Origin of the sequence: Phaeodactylibacter luteus, assembly GCF_007993045.1 — a bacterium.
GTDB classification, from domain to species: domain Bacteria; phylum Bacteroidota; class Bacteroidia; order Chitinophagales; family Saprospiraceae; genus Phaeodactylibacter; species Phaeodactylibacter luteus.
Genome location: NZ_VOOR01000012.1, coordinates 70,605 through 89,697, shown reverse-complemented (window position 1 = coordinate 89,697; position 19,093 = coordinate 70,605). Strand labels below are relative to the sequence as shown.

The 19,093-nt window shown below is 55.1% G+C and carries 17 protein-coding genes; 9 read left to right on the top strand and 8 right to left on the bottom strand.

What is annotated here, in order from left to right:
* Window positions 1-219 precede the first annotated feature (219 nt).
* The 7 genes from FRY97_RS07670 (at window position 220) to FRY97_RS07640 (ending at window position 6,582) form a co-directional block, all read left to right on the top strand.
* A complete protein-coding gene (locus FRY97_RS07670) occupies window positions 220-438 on the top strand; it encodes a hypothetical protein (RefSeq protein ID WP_147166861.1) in 219 nt (72 codons plus the stop codon).
* 81 nt (window positions 439-519) lie between these two features.
* A complete protein-coding gene (ahcY, locus tag FRY97_RS07665) occupies window positions 520-1,833 on the top strand; it encodes an adenosylhomocysteinase (RefSeq protein WP_147166860.1) in 1,314 nt (437 codons plus the stop codon).
* A 120-nt stretch (window positions 1,834-1,953) separates the two neighbouring features.
* Window positions 1,954-2,562, top strand: coding sequence for a HupE/UreJ family protein (locus FRY97_RS07660; RefSeq protein ID WP_147166859.1), 609 nt, complete (start codon window positions 1,954-1,956; stop codon window positions 2,560-2,562).
* Between the two features lie 133 nt (window positions 2,563-2,695).
* The gene (locus FRY97_RS07655; RefSeq protein WP_147166858.1) at window positions 2,696-3,376 is read left to right on the top strand and encodes a succinate dehydrogenase cytochrome b subunit; all 681 of its coding nucleotides are present in this window, start codon (window positions 2,696-2,698) and stop codon (window positions 3,374-3,376) included.
* Window positions 3,377-3,378: 2 nt separating this feature from the next.
* Window positions 3,379-5,295 carry a fumarate reductase/succinate dehydrogenase flavoprotein subunit gene (locus FRY97_RS07650; protein WP_147166857.1) on the top strand — a complete coding sequence of 639 codons (1,917 nt, stop codon included), beginning with the start codon at window positions 3,379-3,381 and terminating at the stop codon, window positions 5,293-5,295.
* The gene (locus FRY97_RS07645) at window positions 5,292-6,038 is read left to right on the top strand and encodes a succinate dehydrogenase/fumarate reductase iron-sulfur subunit (protein ID WP_147166856.1); all 747 of its coding nucleotides are present in this window, start codon (window positions 5,292-5,294) and stop codon (window positions 6,036-6,038) included. The genes FRY97_RS07650 and FRY97_RS07645 overlap by 4 nt, the downstream gene beginning before the upstream one ends.
* Before the next feature lie 40 nt (window positions 6,039-6,078).
* The gene (locus FRY97_RS07640; RefSeq protein WP_147166855.1) at window positions 6,079-6,582 is read left to right on the top strand and encodes a DUF6702 family protein; all 504 of its coding nucleotides are present in this window, start codon (window positions 6,079-6,081) and stop codon (window positions 6,580-6,582) included.
* A 79-nt stretch (window positions 6,583-6,661) separates the two neighbouring features.
* Here FRY97_RS07640 and FRY97_RS07635 read toward each other — a convergent pair whose 3' ends face one another.
* The 7 genes from FRY97_RS07635 to FRY97_RS07610 form a co-directional block, all read right to left on the bottom strand.
* Complete coding sequence (locus FRY97_RS07635; RefSeq protein ID WP_170254542.1) at window positions 6,662-7,930, bottom strand: UbiA family prenyltransferase; 1,269 nt, start codon at window positions 7,928-7,930, stop codon at window positions 6,662-6,664.
* Between the two features lie 68 nt (window positions 7,931-7,998).
* Window positions 7,999-8,751, bottom strand: a complete 753-nt coding sequence (locus FRY97_RS22295; RefSeq protein WP_170254541.1) for a DUF2059 domain-containing protein — start codon at window positions 8,749-8,751, stop codon at window positions 7,999-8,001.
* Window positions 8,752-9,057: 306 nt separating this feature from the next.
* On the bottom strand, window positions 9,058-9,843 hold the full coding sequence (locus tag FRY97_RS07630) for a bacteriorhodopsin-like (RefSeq protein WP_147166853.1): 786 nt from the start codon (window positions 9,841-9,843) through the stop codon (window positions 9,058-9,060).
* Between the two features lie 225 nt (window positions 9,844-10,068).
* Window positions 10,069-10,998, bottom strand: a complete 930-nt coding sequence (locus FRY97_RS07625; protein WP_147166852.1) for a Brp/Blh family beta-carotene 15,15'-dioxygenase — start codon at window positions 10,996-10,998, stop codon at window positions 10,069-10,071.
* A 3-nt stretch (window positions 10,999-11,001) separates the two neighbouring features.
* Window positions 11,002-12,219: a lycopene cyclase family protein gene (locus FRY97_RS07620; protein ID WP_147166851.1), complete on the bottom strand. Its 1,218-nt coding sequence runs from the start codon at window positions 12,217-12,219 to the stop codon at window positions 11,002-11,004.
* Window positions 12,220-12,642: 423 nt separating this feature from the next.
* Window positions 12,643-14,760, bottom strand: coding sequence for a 3-hydroxyacyl-CoA dehydrogenase NAD-binding domain-containing protein (locus FRY97_RS07615; protein ID WP_147166850.1), 2,118 nt, complete (start codon window positions 14,758-14,760; stop codon window positions 12,643-12,645).
* A 45-nt stretch (window positions 14,761-14,805) separates the two neighbouring features.
* A complete protein-coding gene (locus FRY97_RS07610) occupies window positions 14,806-16,011 on the bottom strand; it encodes an acetyl-CoA C-acetyltransferase (protein ID WP_147166849.1) in 1,206 nt (401 codons plus the stop codon).
* A 268-nt stretch (window positions 16,012-16,279) separates the two neighbouring features.
* Between FRY97_RS07610 and FRY97_RS07605 the strand changes: the two genes are divergently transcribed.
* On the top strand, window positions 16,280-16,591 hold the full coding sequence (locus FRY97_RS07605) for a hypothetical protein (RefSeq protein ID WP_147166848.1): 312 nt from the start codon (window positions 16,280-16,282) through the stop codon (window positions 16,589-16,591).
* Window positions 16,592-16,593: 2 nt separating this feature from the next.
* Window positions 16,594-16,926 (top strand): phage holin family protein, encoded by a 333-nt coding sequence (locus tag FRY97_RS07600; protein ID WP_147166847.1) that lies wholly within the window; start codon window positions 16,594-16,596, stop codon window positions 16,924-16,926.
* A gap of 19 nt (window positions 16,927-16,945) precedes the next feature.
* Here FRY97_RS07600 and FRY97_RS07595 read toward each other — a convergent pair whose 3' ends face one another.
* Window positions 16,946-19,009 carry a TonB-dependent receptor family protein gene (locus FRY97_RS07595; RefSeq protein ID WP_147166846.1) on the bottom strand — a complete coding sequence of 688 codons (2,064 nt, stop codon included), beginning with the start codon at window positions 19,007-19,009 and terminating at the stop codon, window positions 16,946-16,948.
* Between the last annotated feature and the right edge of the window lie 84 nt (window positions 19,010-19,093).

Genomic DNA, 19,093 nt, shown 5'->3' with positions numbered 1-19,093 from the left:
CAGAGCGGCTAGCCCAAATGCCTGCTGGCATCTACGGCTCAATCCTATCGCCGGCCATAAAAAGCGTTTGAGCAGGCTTGATGCGCCGGGCTGATGGAATGGGGGGCATGGGCTATGCTCAGCTAATGAACGCTCAAGCTTCTTTAGCGTTCATTAGCTGATATTGGCAAGGAAAAAGCCAGCTCGCCCTTGAGCCATTTCCGACGAATCAAGTCTGATATGCTCAAAAAACGAATTTTTTCCCGCCTTTCCGCTTATTGGCAAACACTTTATGTGCCACAGGCTTTACAAAACAGCACACAGGAAAGCCCCTCCACAGCCCAACAGCCTTGGCACATTATTGTCGGCTACAACGGCCATGCCCAATGGTTTGCACTGTCTTCCCAGCCGCCCTGCACAATATTATTAGCCCCGGCAGGCAAGCTGCTGCAGCATTAGCAAATACGCCAAAAAACCGTTATTTTTGTAGTCGGGTTTTAAACCCCTTCTTTATTCTAACACATTCAAACTGAGTAATCAATGCAATCAGTAGATCAGACGCTGAAGTACAAAGTAAAAGATATAAACCTGGCCGACTGGGGCCGTAAAGAAATCGAACTGGCAGAGGCAGAAATGCCGGGCCTGATGGCCCTGCGGGAGAAGTACGGCGAATCTAAGCCGCTCAAGGGCGCGCGCATCGCGGGCTGCCTGCACATGACCATCCAAACGGCTGTCCTGATCGAGACCCTCGTAGAACTGGGCGCTGACGTGACCTGGTCTTCTTGCAACATCTTCTCCACACAAGACCACGCTGCAGCAGCCATCGCAGCAGCTGGCGTGCCGGTCTATGCCTGGAAAGGCCAAACGGATGAAGAATTTTGGTGGTGCATTGAACAGACCCTCTTCGCCTTTGAAGGCGGGCAGCCGCTGAACATGATCCTGGATGACGGGGGCGACCTCACCAATATGGTCCTGGACAAGCACCCTGAGCTGGTGGAAGGCGTCAAAGGGCTGAGCGAAGAAACGACTACCGGCGTACACCGCTTGTACGAGCGCATGAAAAAAGGCACCCTGCCAATGCCGGCGATCAATGTGAACGACTCGGTCACCAAGTCTAAATTTGATAACAAGTACGGCTGCAAAGAATCAGCAGTAGACGCTATCCGCCGAGCTACCGATGTCATGATGGCGGGCAAAGTTGCTGTTGTTGCTGGCTACGGTGATGTGGGCAAAGGCACTGCCGCATCTCTGCGCGGTGCTGGCTGCCGGGTGATCGTTACAGAAATCGACCCTATCTGTGCCCTGCAGGCTGCTATGGACGGCTTCGAGGTACAGAAAATGGAGAAAGCCCTGCCCCGTGTGGATATCGTGGTAACGGCTACCGGCAACAAAAACATCGTTGCGGAGCGCCACTTCCGACTGATGAAGGACAAGACCATCGTCTGCAATATCGGCCACTTCGACAATGAGATTGATGTTGCGTTCCTGAACCGGGAATATGGCCATACCAAAACGGAAATCAAGCCACAGGTGGATAAGTATACCATAGATGGCAAAGACATCATCCTGCTGGCAGAAGGCCGCCTGGTCAACTTGGGCTGTGCTACAGGCCACCCTTCCTTTGTGATGTCCAACTCCTTTACCAATCAGGTGCTGGCACAAATCGAGCTGTGGGCCAACACAGATCAGTATGAGAACAAAGTGTACACCCTGCCCAAGCACCTCGATGAGGAAGTTGCCCGCCTGCACCTCGCCAAAATTGGCGCAGAGCTGGAGACCCTCTCCGAGGATCAGGCAGAGTACATCGGCGTGACCGTAGAAGGGCCGTTCAAGCCAGAATACTACCGTTACTAAGCCAACAGGCGTTTGGCCAATTAGCAAAAAGCTGCCCCGGTTCTTCCGGGGCAGCTTTTTATCTTTGTAGAGCAACCCAAACGGGCGCAAGCCCTGAAACACCAAATTCAACTACGCTCCATGCAATCCGTCTTCTCTGTTTACCTCCAATTGGGCTTTACGCACATTTCTGACCTGGCAGGTTATGACCATATTTTATTCATTGTCGCCCTTTGCGCCATCTACCGGCTTGCCCAATGGCGGCAGGTTGCACTGTTGGCTACCGCTTTCACCCTAGGGCACAGCCTGACGCTCGGCATGGCCGCGCTCGGCTGGCTGCCAGTCAATATGGCTTGGATAGAATTCCTCATCCCTATCACAATCCTCGCAACGGCGCTTTTCAACATCACAGCCCACCGGCAGGGCGGGCAGGAGGAACTGCTCTGGGGGCCTACCATGAAGCTCAATTATGGCTTTGCGCTCGCATTTGGCCTCATTCACGGCATGGGGTTCTCCAATTTCCTCCGCTCCAGCCTTCTGCCGGGCCAGGAAAATCAGCTGCTCACACAGCTACTGGCGTTCAACATAGGTGTGGAGCTGGGGCAGTTGGCCATTGTAGCGGTAGTGCTGGGGCTCTCCTTCGCCGCTATGCAAGGCCTGAAAGTCAGGCAGCGGGAATGGAACCTCTTCGTTTCCGGTGCGGCCTTCGGGCTTGCCCTAGTCATGGCGCTGGAGCGGGTTCCAGCATAGCACAATTTTCAGGCGGCCCGCTGAGAATTGTCACCTCCGGCCTAGCCAAAAGCTGATAATTTTGCAGACAAGTGAAAGCGCCGGGAGGGCTAAGCCCTCTTTGTGCTAAACTCCGCAAAATCCAATGCCGCTTATGCACCTGCCCTTCCGCCACAGCATCGCCCGGAAAAACCTCATGGCTCTGACCGGAGGTTTCCTGTCGTTTTTCCTTCTGATCCACCTGGCCGGCAACCTACAGTTGCTGCTGCCTGAAGCCCGTGCACGGGAACAGTTCAACTTGTATGCTCAGCTCTTGTCTGGCAACATATTGATCAAAGCCATTTCCTACGGACTTTATCTCAGCATACTGCTGCACGCCCTGTACGCCCTCCTCCTTGCCCTAAGCAGCCGGAAAGCGAGGGGCGGCCAAGCTTATGTCTACGACCACAGGCGGCAAGCCTCCCCTTGGTATGCCCGCAGCATGGGGCTGCTCGGCAGCATACTGCTGGTGTTCCTGGCCGTCCACATGAAGGACTTCTGGTACGTTTATAAATTTACGGCTATCCCCCTTGACGAGCACGGCCAAAAAGATTTGTACACGGTGGTAGCCACCGCCTATCAAGAAGCGTGGTACGTTTTGCTCTACGTCGTGGCCATGATCGCCTTAGGCTTCCACCTGCTGCACGGGGTAAAAAGCGCACTTTTCAGCCTGGGGCTTTACCATCCCCGGTACCGGTTGTGGGCTAAGCGGGCAAGCACCGCCTACGCCATTGCTATGACCGCAGGCTTCTGCCTCATCCCCATTTATCTCTACTTCACCCAAAACCCTGCTTGACCATGAAGCTTGACGCAAAAATCCCCGAAGGCCCCCTGGCCGAGAAGTGGGGCCGCTACCGGGCCGCCTGCCGCCTGGTGAGCCCCGCCAACAAGAAAAAGATGTCCATTATTGTTGTAGGCACAGGCTTGGCGGGTAGTGCAGCTGCTGCCTCTTTGGCAGAAATGGGCTATCAGATCAAGGCTTTTTGTTTTCAGGACAGCCCCCGGCGGGCGCATTCAGTGGCAGCGCAGGGCGGGGTAAATGCTGCAAAGAACTATCAGAATGATGGCGACAACGCCTACCGGATGTTTTACGATACCCTCAAAGGGGGCGACTTCCGCTCCCGGGAAGCCAATGTGTACCGGTTGGCAGAATGCTCTGCCCAACTGATTGATCAGGCGGTAGCACAGGGCGTGCCTTTTGCGCGCGAATACGGCGGCTACCTGGCCAACCGCTCTTTCGGCGGGGTACAGGTGAAGCGGACTTTTTATGCCCGCGGGCAAACCGGCCAACAGCTCTTGCTCGGCGCCTATTCGGCCCTGAGCCGTCAGGTTGCGCAGGGGCAAGTGCAGCTTTTCGCCCGGCACGAAATGCTGGAGCTCGTGACCGTTGACGGGCAGGCCAGGGGCATCATCGCCCGCAACCTCGATACGGGCAAACTGGAAAGGCATGCTGCACATGCTGTCGTGCTCGCTACCGGTGGGTATGGGAAAATATATTACCTCTCCACGCTAGCTATGGGCTGCAACGGATCTGCCATCTGGCGGGCCTATAAAAAAGGTGCAGGGTTCGCTGCGCCCAGCTGGACTCAGATACACCCCACCTGTCTGCCACAGTCGGGCAGCTATCAGTCCAAGCTGACGCTAATGTCAGAATCTTTGCGCAATGACGGCCGCATCTGGGTGCCTATACGGGCTCACGACCAACGCCCGCCCAATGAAATACCAGAAGCAGAGCGCGACTACTATCTCGAGCGCCGCTACCCGGCTTTTGGCAACCTGGCCCCGAGGGACATCGCCAGCCGGGCTGCCAAGGAACGGATCGACGCTGGCTTTGGGATTGGGCCCCAAAAAAATGCAGTGTACCTGGATTTTGCCCATGCCATACAGGAGTATGGCGAGGGGGCCATCCGCGAGCGGTACGGCAATCTTTTCCGCATGTATGAAAAGATTACGGGCCGGAACGCTTACCGAGAGCCGATGATGATCTCGCCTGCGGCCCACTTTTCCATGGGCGGCCTTTGGGTAGATTATGAACTAATGACCTCCCTGCCCGGGCTGTTCGCTATCGGAGAATGCAACTTCTCCGACCACGGGGCCAACCGCCTCGGGGCCAACTCCCTGCTGCAAGCCTGTGTGGACGGCTATTTTATTCTCCCCAACACCATCAGCAACTTCTTGGCAGGCCAGCTGACAGCTCCGGCCATCGGCCCCAGCCATGAAGCCTTTGCGGCAGCCGAGCAAAGCGTGGCACTACAACTCGGCCGCCTGCTCAATATCCAAGGTCAGCGCACGGCAGGCAGCTACCACAAAGCGCTCGGCGCACTCCTTTACGATAAGTGTGGGGTACTGCGGAGCCGGGAAGGGCTGCAGCAGGCTATCAAGGATATCTCAGCACTTCGGGCTGACTTCTGGCAAAACCTGAAAGTGCCGGGGGCCACTGAAACGGTCAACAGTGAACTGGAAAAAGCCGGCCGGGTAGCAGATTACCTGGAGCTCGCTGAGCTCATGTGCCGGGATGCCTTGGCCCGAGAAGAGTCTTGCGGCGCCCATTTCCGAGAGGAATACCAGACCGGAGATGGAGAAGCCCTAAGGCGGGACGAGGCCTTCCAATACGTTCCGGTATGGAGCTACCAAGGGCCTGACACCCCGCCAGAGCTCGTCGAGGAGCCACTCCTTTTTGAAACTGTTTCCCCAACTGTAAGAAATTACCGATGAAGATCACCCTCTATATCTGGCGCCAAGACAACGCCCAAGCCAAAGGCAATATGGAAAAGCATGCCCTGAACGGGCTCAACCCGGATATGTCTTTCCTAGAAATGCTTGACGTGCTCAATGAGCAGATCATCACCGCTGGCGGAGACCCGGTAGAGTTTGACCACGACTGCAGAGAGGGTATCTGCGGGCAGTGCGGGCTGTTCATCAATGGCCGTGCCCACGGCCCGCTTGCCGCTACCACTACCTGCCAGCTCCACCTGCGCCATTTTAAAGATGGCGATACCATCTACGTTGAGCCATTCCGGGCGGCAGCTTTCCCTGTTGTCAAAGACCTGCGCATCGACCGCTCTGCATTCGACCGCATCATACAAGCCGGAGGGTATGTCTCTGCCCGTACCGGCGATGCGCCCGAAGCCAATGCCCTTCCTGTACCGCACCGTACTGCAGAACAGGCTTTTGATGCGGCAGCCTGTATCGGCTGCGGCGCCTGCGTGGCTACCTGCAAGAATGCTTCTGCGGCCCTGTTCACAGCTGCAAAGGTAAGCCACCTGGCTATGCTGCCACAAGGGCAGCCCGAACGTGAACACCGCGCACAGGCCATGTCAGCACAAATGGACGAGGAGGGCTTCGGCCATTGTACACAGACCGGAGCTTGTGAAGTAGAGTGCCCACAGGAAATTTCCATTGCGCACATCGCTCGCATGAATTATGAATTCAACCGGGGCGCAATTTTAAAACCCTGAGCAACTTCAACGCTTGCCGCCACGTTTAGCATAAAAAAAGATGGCTGTACTGTTGCTTTCTGCCCTCCTCTGGCTGAGCCGCCCAGCGCATGATTTCCACGTCAGCAAGTGCTTGGCGCACTACGATACCGAAGAGCAGGCTTTACAAATGAGCATGCATATTTTCATCGACGACTTGGAGCTCGCCCTTGCACAAGAAGGGCATGAAAACCTTTTCCTTTGTACCCCCAAAGAGGCCACAGAGGCGGAAGCCTACCTCAAAGATTATCTCCAGCGGCACTTCAAGCTTTCTGCTGACGGCACCCCCTTATCCTTTGACTTCATCGGCAAGGAAATATCTGACGACCTTATGGCCGTGTGGTGCTACCTTGAAGTAACGGGGCTGCCCCGCCCTGAGTCGCTCGAAGTAGAATACAGCATACTGTTGAATACTTACGACGACCAAAAGAATATCCTCAGCCTTGACTTTCCCGGGGAAAAACCTGGCATGCTGTTTTTCCAGAAAGGGCAGGCAAAAAAAACTGCTGCTTTGGGGGAGCATTAAAAAGGTGGGCAAGCTGGCGCTTGCCCACCAATGAACCCAATAATCAAATTAAACACATCTGAAGTCAGCTCTTGATAGCTCAGAGTATAAGCGCTATGGCTGTAAACAGCCCGCCCAATGCGCTCAGCGCTATTGTCCTTTTATTGGATAAGACCAGAGAACGGTCCTCATAATGCATGCGGATATGCCGGAAAATAGCCAAGCCCGATGCCAGTATCAGGACAGCTACCAGTGCAAGCCATAGGTTGCCCCCAGGCAGGGCGAAGGACAAACCCAGCGTGAGCCCAGCTGCCGCTAAAAGTATGCCCAAATAGATGTAGGTGCTTTTTTCCTTGCCAAAAGTAACGACCAAGTGGTTTTTCCCCGTAAGGGCATCAGACTCTGCATCCGGGAATTCATTGATCAGCAAAATATTGGCAGTCAGCAGCCCAGCTGGCAAGCCTATCCAAAAAGCCATTGGCACCAACTGTAGGGTGGCCACATATACAATGCCTAACGTGACCAATGGCCCGAACGCAAGCGCAATGCCCAGCTCGCCAAGCCCGCGGCGCGCAACCAGCCTTACAGGCGGAGCGGTGTACAGATACCCTATAGCTAAGCCTGCCAATCCTATCATCAATGCAGGCCAGCCCGTTGCCCATGCCAGATAGGCGCCGATGAGGCCCGAAGCAGCAAGGAGGAGCAGCCCAAGCTTTTTAGTCTGCCCTAAGGTAATGAGCCCCAATTCAATGGCACGGCTGCCGCCTGAAAATTGTAGGAAGTAATTGTTGTTGGCGCCGTCTGTCCCGTCTTTTACATCGAAATAATCATTCATGACGTTGCTGCCCAAGTGCAGCAGCGCTACGCCGAGCACGGCCCACAAAAACAGCCCCCAGCTGAAAGCCGTGCCAGGGTTGTCCAGAACATAATGATAAGCAAACGCCCCTCCGATGAAGGCGGGCATCAGTACAGCCGAAAGGAATGGCATCCGGGTAATGGCCAAGGCTTTGACCAGCTTGGTTGTCCAACGTATGGGCGGGTCGACTTCTTCGGCTACAGCTTCTGTCACACCGCAATAGCCGGTCTGCCCATTCGCCTTGCCATTGGCAAAAGTCGGCGTAATCCGTATGCGGGCGCTGAATGGGGAGCCGTCTTTCCGTAAAAACCGGGTCTCGCCTTCGTACTTGCCTTCCCGGCTAGCCGTATCCAGCCAGACGGGCACGTTCTGCAGTACGATCTCCCCAGGGGAAAAAACAGAAACCCGCTCTTTCCCTACTACTTCTTCGGCCGAGTACCCAAACAGTTCTTCTGCTCCTTTGCTGAAGGTTTCGATCCGGCCTTCCATATCACAGGTGATGACACTTTTCATATTTTTTACTTTCAGTAATTTCTGAAAATAAAACAACCGTGAGAGGTAAAGGTTCGCAAAAGGGGCTTTCACTCTCTTATGCCCAAGGCCTCGAAGGGGTAAAAGGACAGCCCGACATCTTGTAGGGACTGCCCTCCCCGGACCCCCTCCAGTTCCATGCTGATCAGCCCGAAGTCGTGAGCAGTCGCCAGGCGGGCGCCGGTCGGCAGTTGTTCCCATTTTTCCCAAGAGGCCTTAAGCCCGCCGATAGGCAATACCGAAACCCACATCCGGTAGGAAAGCGGCCGGCCGTCTTCGCCCAGCTCCCATAAGTAGGCATCTCCCGGGGTCACCCCTCCACTGCTGTAGGCCACGAGGAGCCCTCGGCTACCGTCTTGGAGTGTGGCTAAGCTGCGCGTAGTTCCAGGGTCGAACACCTTCGTGGGGGCGCAAAGCCAGAAAGCATCATTGCAGAAAAAGCCCCAAGCCTGTTCTAAAGCCTGTTGCGCAGCTTCTCCGCCCAACGGCTGTTCTGAACGCCAAGCCTTGCCATTAGGGCCATTCGCCGACATCAAAACCTCGGTATCCCCCCATTTCACCTGCACCACTTCCTTGGCCTTATCCCAGATGTACTCGTGCCCTCCGGGAAAAGCCCAAGCTACATAGCGGGTCGCCTCCCAAGCCTCTGCATTTACCGCCTCCATCATTTTGCGGGCCAGCGCATCGGCTTCCGGGGAAGGAGAGGCTTCCGGGCGGGGCGTATGGGCCAGCCATATGCCCAAAACGGATAAAGCTAAGAGGGCAGCCACTATGAGCCCCGTGATTTTCAGTGCTTTTTTCATTGGGTTTGCTTTGATTTTTTTCTGAGAACCTGCCAGGGTTGGCCTTGGCAGATGGTGGTTTTTAAAGGCAGGAAGGCAGAAAAAGTTCAGCGGATGAGGGGCAACAGCAGGTAGTAAACGAAACCGGCAGCACTGCGCGATTGTGCAGTACTGCCGGTAGTTTTTTGGCTTTAACACCCTATTAACAAGTAAATCCCTTAACTTTGCAGGAATAGTTTACTAATGCATTGTCGACCTGTGCCTGCCTATTGGTGGGTGCAGGTTTTTTTCATGTGCAAAAGTAAAGGGAGGACCTTGCTTTGTTTTTTATGCGTTGGTTGTCGCTTTGCCCGCGCCAGCTTCTACGTGCTGCTCGGCTCCCTGTGCAGACTTGGAGACTGCAAGCGAGTAGATCACCAGACCAAAGCCAATCTTATTGACAGCATCCCCAATGTTGTAGATGATATCCATAGATTCTGCCGGGATCAATCCAGCGAGCCAGCCCGTTTCGATGGTCATGTAGCCGATTGGGTAAATCGCCCAGCCAGCAAATACGAACCACGCCAGTGCATTGAAGCCTTTCTGCAGGATCGGATCGTTTGAGTTGTTGGACAAACGCTTTGCCGAGCCCATCCATACTTCATACAGGATACCAGCGTACCCAATGGTGGAAATAAAGCCCCAAAGTGGAGAAGCATCGCGGAAGACCGTCTCGCCCAAGTAGCCCGCTACAAGCATCACTACAGAGTAGAAGATCATTTTCCACAGCAGGCCTACCTTAGCGCCAAACGCACGCAGGATGAGGTAAAACTCAACGCACATCAGGGGCACGGTGAGGATCCAGTCAATGTAGCGGAACTCCGTAGGGGAAGCTTGGTTGGTTGCCCAGAAATCCCGCATGTAGAAGTAATGGACCGCAGCGATGAAAGTGATCAGCCCTGAGACCAGCATAGAATCCTTCCATTTGCCCTTCACTTGGCTGAACTGGAAGAAAAAGAAGACTGTGGCAGCTGCCATAGCCATAGAGCCGATGAAGAAGGTGAACCCTACGTAGTCACCGGACTTGAGCTGCGCAAGCAGCAAAGGTTGAAAATTGTTTACTAATGCATCCATGATAAAAGTGTTTTCCGTTAAAGAACTGTTAACGACGAGAAGGAAACAGGCCCTCTCAAAAATGGTTTATAAAATTTCAATAATTTTTGTACCTACGGAAATTATAAGAAGCGTACAGCAGATTATTGAAATTTCATTCCAATGGCCTTGATGCGCCGGGCCAGTGCAGTGGGCAGGAAATAGCCCTTCTGACTCCGAAATGCCCCCGCGCACCAAGTCTAAATATCATGGCGAATCATGCGCTTTGTAGAGCTGATCGATCAACAACATATGCGGCAAGGTAACCACGGAGATGAATACGAAAACGAGCCCAATGTTCATGGCGAGCGCCATCTCATTTTGCAGCCAGGCCAAGGCTGCCAACCCCGTGATAGCCACCGCAGTGAGCGGAAGCGCATTTCTGAAATAATGCCGCCAGCCATACTGCCGGTCCTCATCTCTGAAAAAGCGGATTTGGTCCATCATTGAGCTCAGAGAGTGCCAGCCTACGAAGTATACCGCGAACCCCAAAAGCAAAGGCAGCTGTGTGAGCACGATGGCCAGCACAATCAAATTGAACACCTCATTGCGCAGGTCGCGCCAGCTGATCGCCCCCTCCAAGAAGTAATAGAGGCTGGCCCAGAGGTTGATGATGAACAAGGCAGCTACCACTGCCCTTCGCCATGTGGCAGCCATAGCGGGCGGGGCCTCGCCCGTGATGTGCGTTATAATCGGCACGGCTGCCTCATAATGCCATAATATAGGTGCGGACAATACGAAAGCGCCCCAGATGAAGTGTGCGGCCCTGTTCTTCCAGCCGGCGCCCAGGTCTGCATAGTTCCAATTGGACTGCCCAAAATGGTACATAGAAATGAAGAGGAAAAAGAGCAACGACAGCTGCGGCAACAGATACCAAGCCAAGGCGTACCCCCCCATTATGGCCAAATAACAAGCGTAGAATTGCAACATGCTGCCATTCCCCCACAGCGGGCGGGCCAAGTGCTGAAAGATCAGGTAGTCTGTAGCCCCATGGGGGATGCCAATAAGGACAATCAGCCCTAGGGCAGCCCAAAACTGCATTTGGGCCAAAAGGCCGGGAGCCAAAAAGCTGAAAAGGGCTAGCAATAGCCCCAGCCCTTGAACCGAACGGTATAGCAAAGGGTACCTGGCTGTCATAAGCTATTGTTTTGGGGTCAACGTTGCAGGGGCTGCAGCGGCCGTGCTTGGGTAGGCAGCAGCATAACTGCCCGCCCTGAGCTGAAGGTTGCGCAACAGCGCCTTCAGGAATAGGGGCACCGGCAGGGTGGCAAAAATACGGGCTTCTGCCACCGGGTTGCTGCGCTCCGACAAGAACTTCAGCACTTTCCCGATGCGGTTGTGGCGGAACAAACGGTGGAAAACCCCCTTCCCTCTGAAACCTTCCACCTCAAGAATATCGAGCAACAGCTGATCATAAAATGCAAAGCGCGCTTGTGAAGGCAGGCGGGTATCCGGAGCTTGCCCGGCTTCCAGCTGGGCCACCACCTGCCGGGCTTGTTCTTGAATGCGGCTGAAGGCATAGCCTGTCGTAGGCTTCACCGCCCCCCCTACCGTACCTATCTGATGCACACGAGGGCTCAGCCGGTTTTTAAAGGCCGCATCTGTCATAGGGATTGCCCCTTCCTCTTTTTCAAGGACCTCATATTGGCTGAACCCAAGCTGGCCTTCTATATAATCCTTCAATGCAGACTGATACGCCTCTGCAGCCAAACGGGAGGGCGAGAAAACAGTGAACTCAACCAGCGCACGCGACGGGCTTACCGGCAGTACATAAAAAAAACGGCAGTCTCCAGGCTGAGCCGTACGGAAGTCCATAAGTGTGCCCTCTGCTGAGCTGAACACGGGCTTGCCCAACTCTATCCACCAGCCTGCAAAATGCTGTAACAGCTGATACCTGCCCAGAGCGGGCAGTGCGCCAGGCAAAGGGCAGCTATTAAAAACATGACGGCCTGAATATGCTCCTATCTGTGTTTTGACAATAGCCCTGCCGCTCTTTTCATCTATGCTCTCTATCCGCTCTTGCCGGAATTCAAAATTGCTCCTGCTCGCTAATGCACTCCGCACATGACGGTAAAAGTCCAGCCCGCGGATCATATGATACTTCAAAGGCCCCAGTTGCCCTCCATAACGGCCTGTCTCATCTTGAAAATAAAGCTTCTCCCAAGTATGGAAAACAGCCTCAGGGAAAGGGGGAGCCCCTTCTGACCAAAAGCACCAAGTACGGTCATTGGTATTTTTTGGATCGGCATCCAATAACAGAACATCCAGCTCGCAGAGGGAGCTTTGAGACAAGTGGTACGCTAAGGACAAGCCCGCTGCACCAGCACCGGCGATGATGATATCGTATTCCCTAACCATGTTTTACTAATGCATTGGCAAGTGCACCTGTCTGGAAATACAGAGAGGAAAAACTTGCAAAAGCTAGACAGCAAAACAAGAAAAAGGTTTAGGCTGCAAAATATTTTTTTGCTCAGCCAGGCAATAAATTTCAAAAGTTCGGCGAAAGCCGCTAAAAACAACAGAAGAGACACCCGGCTAAAAAAGCACAAACCAGATTGTCGTTTTTGGGCCTGCCCCTGCTGCATGTATGGGGCCTGCCCCTGCCAGCAGGCAGGTGCCGCTATGCTCCGGGGCTCGCTATCCGCTCGGCCCCTCGCCCTGCAGGCGTCGGGTCTGGCCTTCGGCCACCCCTGCGCAGCGCTAGGCCAATGCCAGCCTAGAGCCAGCTATGCTTAGCATTGCTAAACATCTGTGGCATTTGGGTTCACGCCCGCCTACAAACTAGTCCTTTGCTATAATCTCTTTCAGTTGGCTTGGCACGCTGAAACGTTGCCCGTACTTGGCCTTTAGCTCGCCACAACGCGCAACGAAAGCCTCCGCGCCGTAATCGTGTATATACTGTATCACCCCCCCTTTGAAAGCGGGGAAGCCCCAGCCGTAGATGCTCCCCAAGTTGGCTGCAGCCACAGAGTGGATAACCTGTTCCTGCATGCACCAAACAGCTTCCAGCACCTGAGTAAACATAAAGCGCTCTGCGAGCTCAGACAGCTTTGGCGCACCTTTTTTTTGTGGAAAAGCATCAGCCAGGCCAGGCCAGAGCTGCTGAGCCGTGTCTCCTGTGTAATCGTAAAAACCAGCACGTTTCTGCTGCCCAGGGCGTTGGAGCTCCTCCAGCATCGTCCGGAGCACAGATACCGCCGGGTGTTGGATGTATTTGGCCCCGTAATGCTCAGCCGCCTGGTTTTCGTAGCGGAGCACCATGTTCAGCCCCATGCTGTCTGCCAAGGCCAAAGCGCCATAAGGCATGCCAAGCTGCCGCCCTACATTTTCAATCAGTGCGGGGGAGAGCCCTTCGGCAAGCATGGTAATGCCCTCTAGGATGTAAGTATTCTGTACTCTTGCCGCATAAAAGCCCCAATCATCTTTAACGACTATGGGGGTTTTGTGGATTGCCCGGACAAAATCAAAAGCACGGGCTATCGTCTCTTCGGAAGTTTGGGCGCCCCGCACAATCTCCACCAACGGCACTTCCTCAGCTGGGGAAAAGAAGTGGAGCCCGATGTAATTGTACGGGCGTAGAGAGCCTTCTGCCAGTTTGGTAATAGGGATGGAAATGGTATTGCTCGCGAAGATGCTATAATCATCCAGGTGCTCTTCAGCCTCGCGCATGACTTTCTGCTTGACCATGCGATTTTCAAAAACGGCCTCGATGACCAAGTCGCAGTCTTCAAAATCAGCTGAAGACTCCGTGGTGTGTATCCGCTTCAACATCGCATCGCACTGCGCCGCCTGTTTACGGCCTTCTGCCTTCATTTGATCCAACCGCCGGCTGACATACTCCCGCCCGCGCTCTGCTATTGGCTTAGAGACATCCTTCAATACGACTTCCATACCGTGGTCTAGGCAGACATAAGCAATACCAGAGCCCATACGGCCCGCGCCAATAATGCCGATTTTCCGTGGGCGGAATTTGCCAAACCCTTTTGGGCGGTTCCCTCCTTGCCGGATATAGTTGTGGTCAAACCAAAAAGCTTTGATCATATTCTGTGTCTCCGGGCTTCTCATCAGAGCAGTAAATGCGCGGCTTTCCAGGCGGCAAGAAGTATCAAAGTCCACCTTCCCGCCTTCATACAGAATGCTAAGGATGGCCTGCTGCCCGGGTGTCTTGTGCAAACGCCGGCTGGCCAGCTGGGCTACTGCCGAACGCAAAAACCCCTCCACTCCCGCACCACGGGAGTCCCCACCGGGGATGGCAGCGCCTTCCTGATCCCATGGCCGGCGGCCCTCTTGGGTAGCCAAGATCCAAGCTTTAGCCCGCTCCCGCATCTCCCTTGGGGAACTCGCCAGCTCATCGATAAGCCCAACCTGAATGGCTTCCCGGGCATTATACCTCAAGCCCTCGCTTAAAATGGGGAAGGCTTTTTCTATGCCCAATAGCCACATCAGCCGGGTAATGCTGCCTCCGCCGGGGATAAGCCCCAGCTGCGCCTCAGGGAAACCATAACGGCTGCGGGGCTCTTCCACCGCAATCCGGTGGTGGCAAGCCAAGGCCAATTCAAAGCCTGCGCCTAATGCTGAGCCGTTCAGCGCGGCCACTACAGGCACACCGGGACTTTCCAGGGCCCGGAAGACATCCTTCAATTGCTCAGCCAGCTCAAAGATCTCACCGGCAGCTTCTTCCTGAAAAAGGTACTCCAGATCGCCCCCTATCGCGAATGTCTTCTTGGCGGAAGTCAGGATAACCCCTCGGAGCATGCCCTTTTTCTTCTCCTCCCTTAGGTGTTCTATGACCGGCATCAGCACTTTGCTGATGTGGTGGTTGATAATATTAGCTGGCCGGCCGGCCATATCCAGGGTTAGGGTGACGATGTGGTCGGTATCCTTTTTATAATAGATCATCAGGCGATGCAGTTTGAAAGGCCAAGGTAATAGTAGGTATAGAAATCAGACGCGCTCAATGATGGTAGCAACCCCCATGCCCCCGCCTGCGCAGAGCGTCACACAGCCCGTCTGCTTGCCTTGCCGCTCAAGCTCATCCAGCAGCGTGCCCAGCAGCATAGCGCCGGTAGCGCCCAGCGGGTGCCCTAAGGCAATTGCCCCTCCGTTTACATTGAGGCGGCTGTCGTTGATGCCCAGGTCACGCTGAAACTTGAGGACAACAGATGCGAAAGCCTCGTTGCACTCCCAAAGGTCAATATCCTTAGCTTCCATGCCAGCCTGCCCCAATGCCTTGACTGAAGCCGGGGCGGGCCCGGTCAGCATGATGGTAGGGTCAACGCTTGCTGTAGCAGCGGCTCTTATCTTGGCACGCGGCTTGAGCCCCTGAGCTGCGCCCGCCTCTTTACTGCCGACCAGCACCAAGGCGGCACCGTCTACGATGCCTGAGCTATTGCCTGCCGTGTGCAAGTGGTGTATGCGCTCTAGTGTGGGGTATTTTTCTAGGGCCAGGGCGTCAAACCCAAGCTCCCCGAGCGCTCGGAAAGCGGCGGGCAGATGAGCAAGCGCCTCCTGCGTAATCTGTGGGCGGGGCAGCTCGTCTACCTCAAGGATAGGCAAGCCGTTGGGGTCAAAAATGGGGACTATGGCTTTGCGGAAGTAGCCTTCTTCCATAGCGTGCTTGGCCCGCTGCTGAGATTGATAGGCGTAGGCGTCCAGCATTTCCCGGGTAAACCCTTCCCGGGTAGCAATCAGATCGGCAGCAACACCCTGAGGAAGGTAGCGGGTGGAAAGGACCAGGCCCGGATCAAACAGCAGGGCGCCGCCGTCACTGCCCATAGGAATGCGGCTCATGCTCTCCACACCCCCTGCTAAAGCCAGCTGCCCCCAACCAGAACGGATTTTCATGGCGGCCAAATTGACCGCCTCCAGGCCCGAAGCACAGTAGCGGTTGATCTGCATGCTTCCGCCAGAGGCACTGTAACCCGCTTTGAGCAGGGCAGCCTGCCCCACATTGTACCCCTGATCGTCAATAGGGGTCACACAACCGATGATCGTGTCATCTATTTGAGCAGGATCGATATTATGCCGCTCCCCCAAGGCCTGGAGCAAAGCAGCGAGCAAATCTACAGGCTTGACTTCGTAAAGCGCGCCGGAGCTCTTCCCCTTGCCCCGGGGAGTGCGCAGCGCTTCGTAAATGTATGCTTCTGGCATGGTAAGGGTTTGTGCACAAAAATAGCACCCATTAATGGCCCTCCCTAACGATGGGAAGACATTTTAGGGCTGGACTTCCAGACACTACATCGGAAATCCGCTGGATTAAGTAGATAAATATGGATTCTCGCAAATCCTGTACATAATTTTATTTTTGCAGTTGACAATTTCCCGGGTGTTTACCCAAAAGGCTAGAGAAGGGCGCGCCCCTCTCGGGGCCGGCTAACAAGGGCCGTACAAGGCCCAGACTTCAATCCTACACAAAATTATGCCAAAGCGTAAAGTAACTCCTTTTGCCCGCTTCCTGCTGGCCATGGTTTTCATCGTACCCCTGGCTTTTGCCGGTGCCTCCTACATCAACGGAGAAGACCCCATCCAAAACTTTAAAGACTGGACTGGGATGGGCCAGTCAGCACCAGCAGCTCAGGAAACGTCTGCCTCCCCCAATGCAGCCCCTGTGCGCAAAGCCAAAACAGCCAAGCCCTCTTTGGATGAAGAAGTGAAGCGCTTGGAGAAAGAGGTCGCCAAACGGGACGCAGCCATAAAGGACCTCCAGCAACAACTCGAAAACTGCCAGTAATCATGGACCTGATCCTTACGCTCCTCATCAACGCTGTCGCCCTGATGGCAGGTGCCCACCTGCTCAAAGGTGTGGACGTGGAAGACTTCGCCCGGGCCCTCATCGTGGCGGTAGCGCTCGCACTGCTCAATGCCACCCTCGGCAACATCCTAGACTTTATCACCACTCCCCTGCGCTTCCTTACCCTAGGGCTCTTCAGCTTTGTGGTAGATGGTGCCATGCTGTTGATTGCTGCCTATTTTTTAAAGGGGTTCACGGTTCAGAACTTCGGTTCGGCCTTCCTTTTAGCACTCATTATGGCCGTTGTCAATACCCTTTTGCACGGTTTGCTGTAAAGCAGGAAAGGTTAAAAACTCACCAGCCTACCTCAACCGCAAAGTAGATATTGCGGCCCGGGGCAGGCTCAAAATGCCGCCCTCCAAACGCATTGATGCGTATGTTCTGAGCATAGGCCTGCCCTAGGATGTTGTTCGCCCCCCCCATGAGCTGTAAGGTTATGGGGCCTGCCGAAAAGGTATAGCCGCCGTGCAGCCCAAGCTCTAGGAAGCCCTCTACCCGCGTAGCGTTGGCATCGTCTGCGAACAGAGCCCCCAACTGCCTAGCCTCCGCTTTGAGATAAGCACCTTGCGAAAAGGCCCAGGTCAACTGCCCAGCCCACCAATGACGCGGGATGCCGGGCAGAGCGTTGCCGCTCAGCTGTGTACCGCCCGTTTCAAAATCTGTATACTCAAAATCTGCATAGTTGTAAGCCACTTGCCCGCTCAATGGCCCCGATGGCTTCAAGGCCAGGCGCGCCTCTACCCCCCTACGGCTAGAAGCTCCTGCATTGCTGTAGTAAGTACGGCCAGGCTGGCCTTCCAGTTCGTAAGGGACCAGCTCAGAACGCAGGAAGATTTGATAACCGCAAAGGTCAAATTCCCACATACTGCCCAATGAGCTTTTCAAGCCCAGCTCTGTACTGTGGGCCTGCTGAGGGCGGAGCGCAGGGTTGAAGCCGCCCCCCGTAGGGTTGGCCGACAGCTCGCTCAGGGCGGGGGCTTCGAAACTATAAGCATAATTGGCGTACAGCCCAATGTTTTCCCAACCCTGCCAAAACAGCCCCAGCGCGGGGCTCAGGTTGTGAAACACCTGCCCACCGGAATCGTCGCCATCTTCCAGCCATCTGTCTTTTACGCCCAAAGCGTTGAGGTCGTAGCGCAGGGAAGCCTGAAGGCGCCAAGGCGCAGAGGGCCTCCATTCCTGTACATGGTACACCCCAACATTCATCCATTCCTCCTGCTGATCCAAAGCGAGGGCACCTTGTTCGCCTTCCAGGTTGTCGTACCGCTGCCGCCCGTCCGACAGCCCCAATACCGTGATGCCCGTAGTGCCGCGCAGAGCCGGAGAATACTTGCCAGATAGCTTGAGCCCAACGCCTGCATAGTGCCGGAAGAGCTTTACTATGCCCCCCGTTTCAAATGGCAGACGGTTGCTAAAGTCACGGAACAGATAAAACCCAAAAGCAGAGAGGGCAGCCTTTGGGCCTAGCCGCTGCTGCCATTTCAATCCAGCTTTGCCTTGCAATACGGTTTCTCCCGCATCGAAGGCCAGGTTGCTGCCCCAAGCCTGGCCAGGGGCCTCCAACCCCTCTTCAGGCAGCCCGCCCGGGTCTTGCGCCACAGGGCTGTACGCTAGGTTGAAAAGCAGCTCTAGATTCTGCCCGTCCTCCCAAGACCACTGCTTCTTGGCATTGAATAGGCTAGACACAGCACGGCTCTGCTCCCGGTACCCCTCAAAACGAGTGTGCGCGCCATAGGCTACCCACCCTGGGCCGCCTACCTGCAGCTGATATTTCTGGAACCCAAAGCTGCCCACTGACAGCCTCGCCCGCCCACCAGCCTCCTCAGGCGGCGCTACGGTTTGCAAATTAAGGACGCCCCCAGCTGCGTTGCCATACCAGCCAGACGCAGGCGAGCGCAACAGAGAAGCTTGGGACAACAGGCCTGCATCCAGGTTGTCTACCTGTGCCTGGCCATCGGGCGTAGACTCGGGCAGGCCATCTACCCATACAGCAATGCCCCGTATACCGAAAGCCGAACGAGCCCCGAAACCCCGCACGGAGAGGCGCAAATCTTGTGCAAAATTATACGGGTTGAGCGCCAACAGCCCCGGAAGTTGTTGAAGGGGCTCGCCCAGGCTCAGCTGTTGGCCCCGCTGGAAAGATGCCGGGCCTATCCGGGCTTCTGCATAGGGCAGCTGCTGCCCAGCGGTAGGCAGCAATGTAGCCGTGACAACCACCTCCTGCAGCTCCCTTAACCACAAGGAATCAGCAGTTTCCTGGGCGACACCCCCCAAAGACAGCAGAAACAATGCGTGCAAGAGGAGCCCCAAGATGATGCCCCTCCTCCTCTTATCCGAAATCCCCATATACTCGTTCAACAATCCTTGTTCAAAAGATGATGTATTAACGCGGACTGAACGCAATAGTTGGGGGCAAATATAGCTGTCCGTCAGCTGACCGCC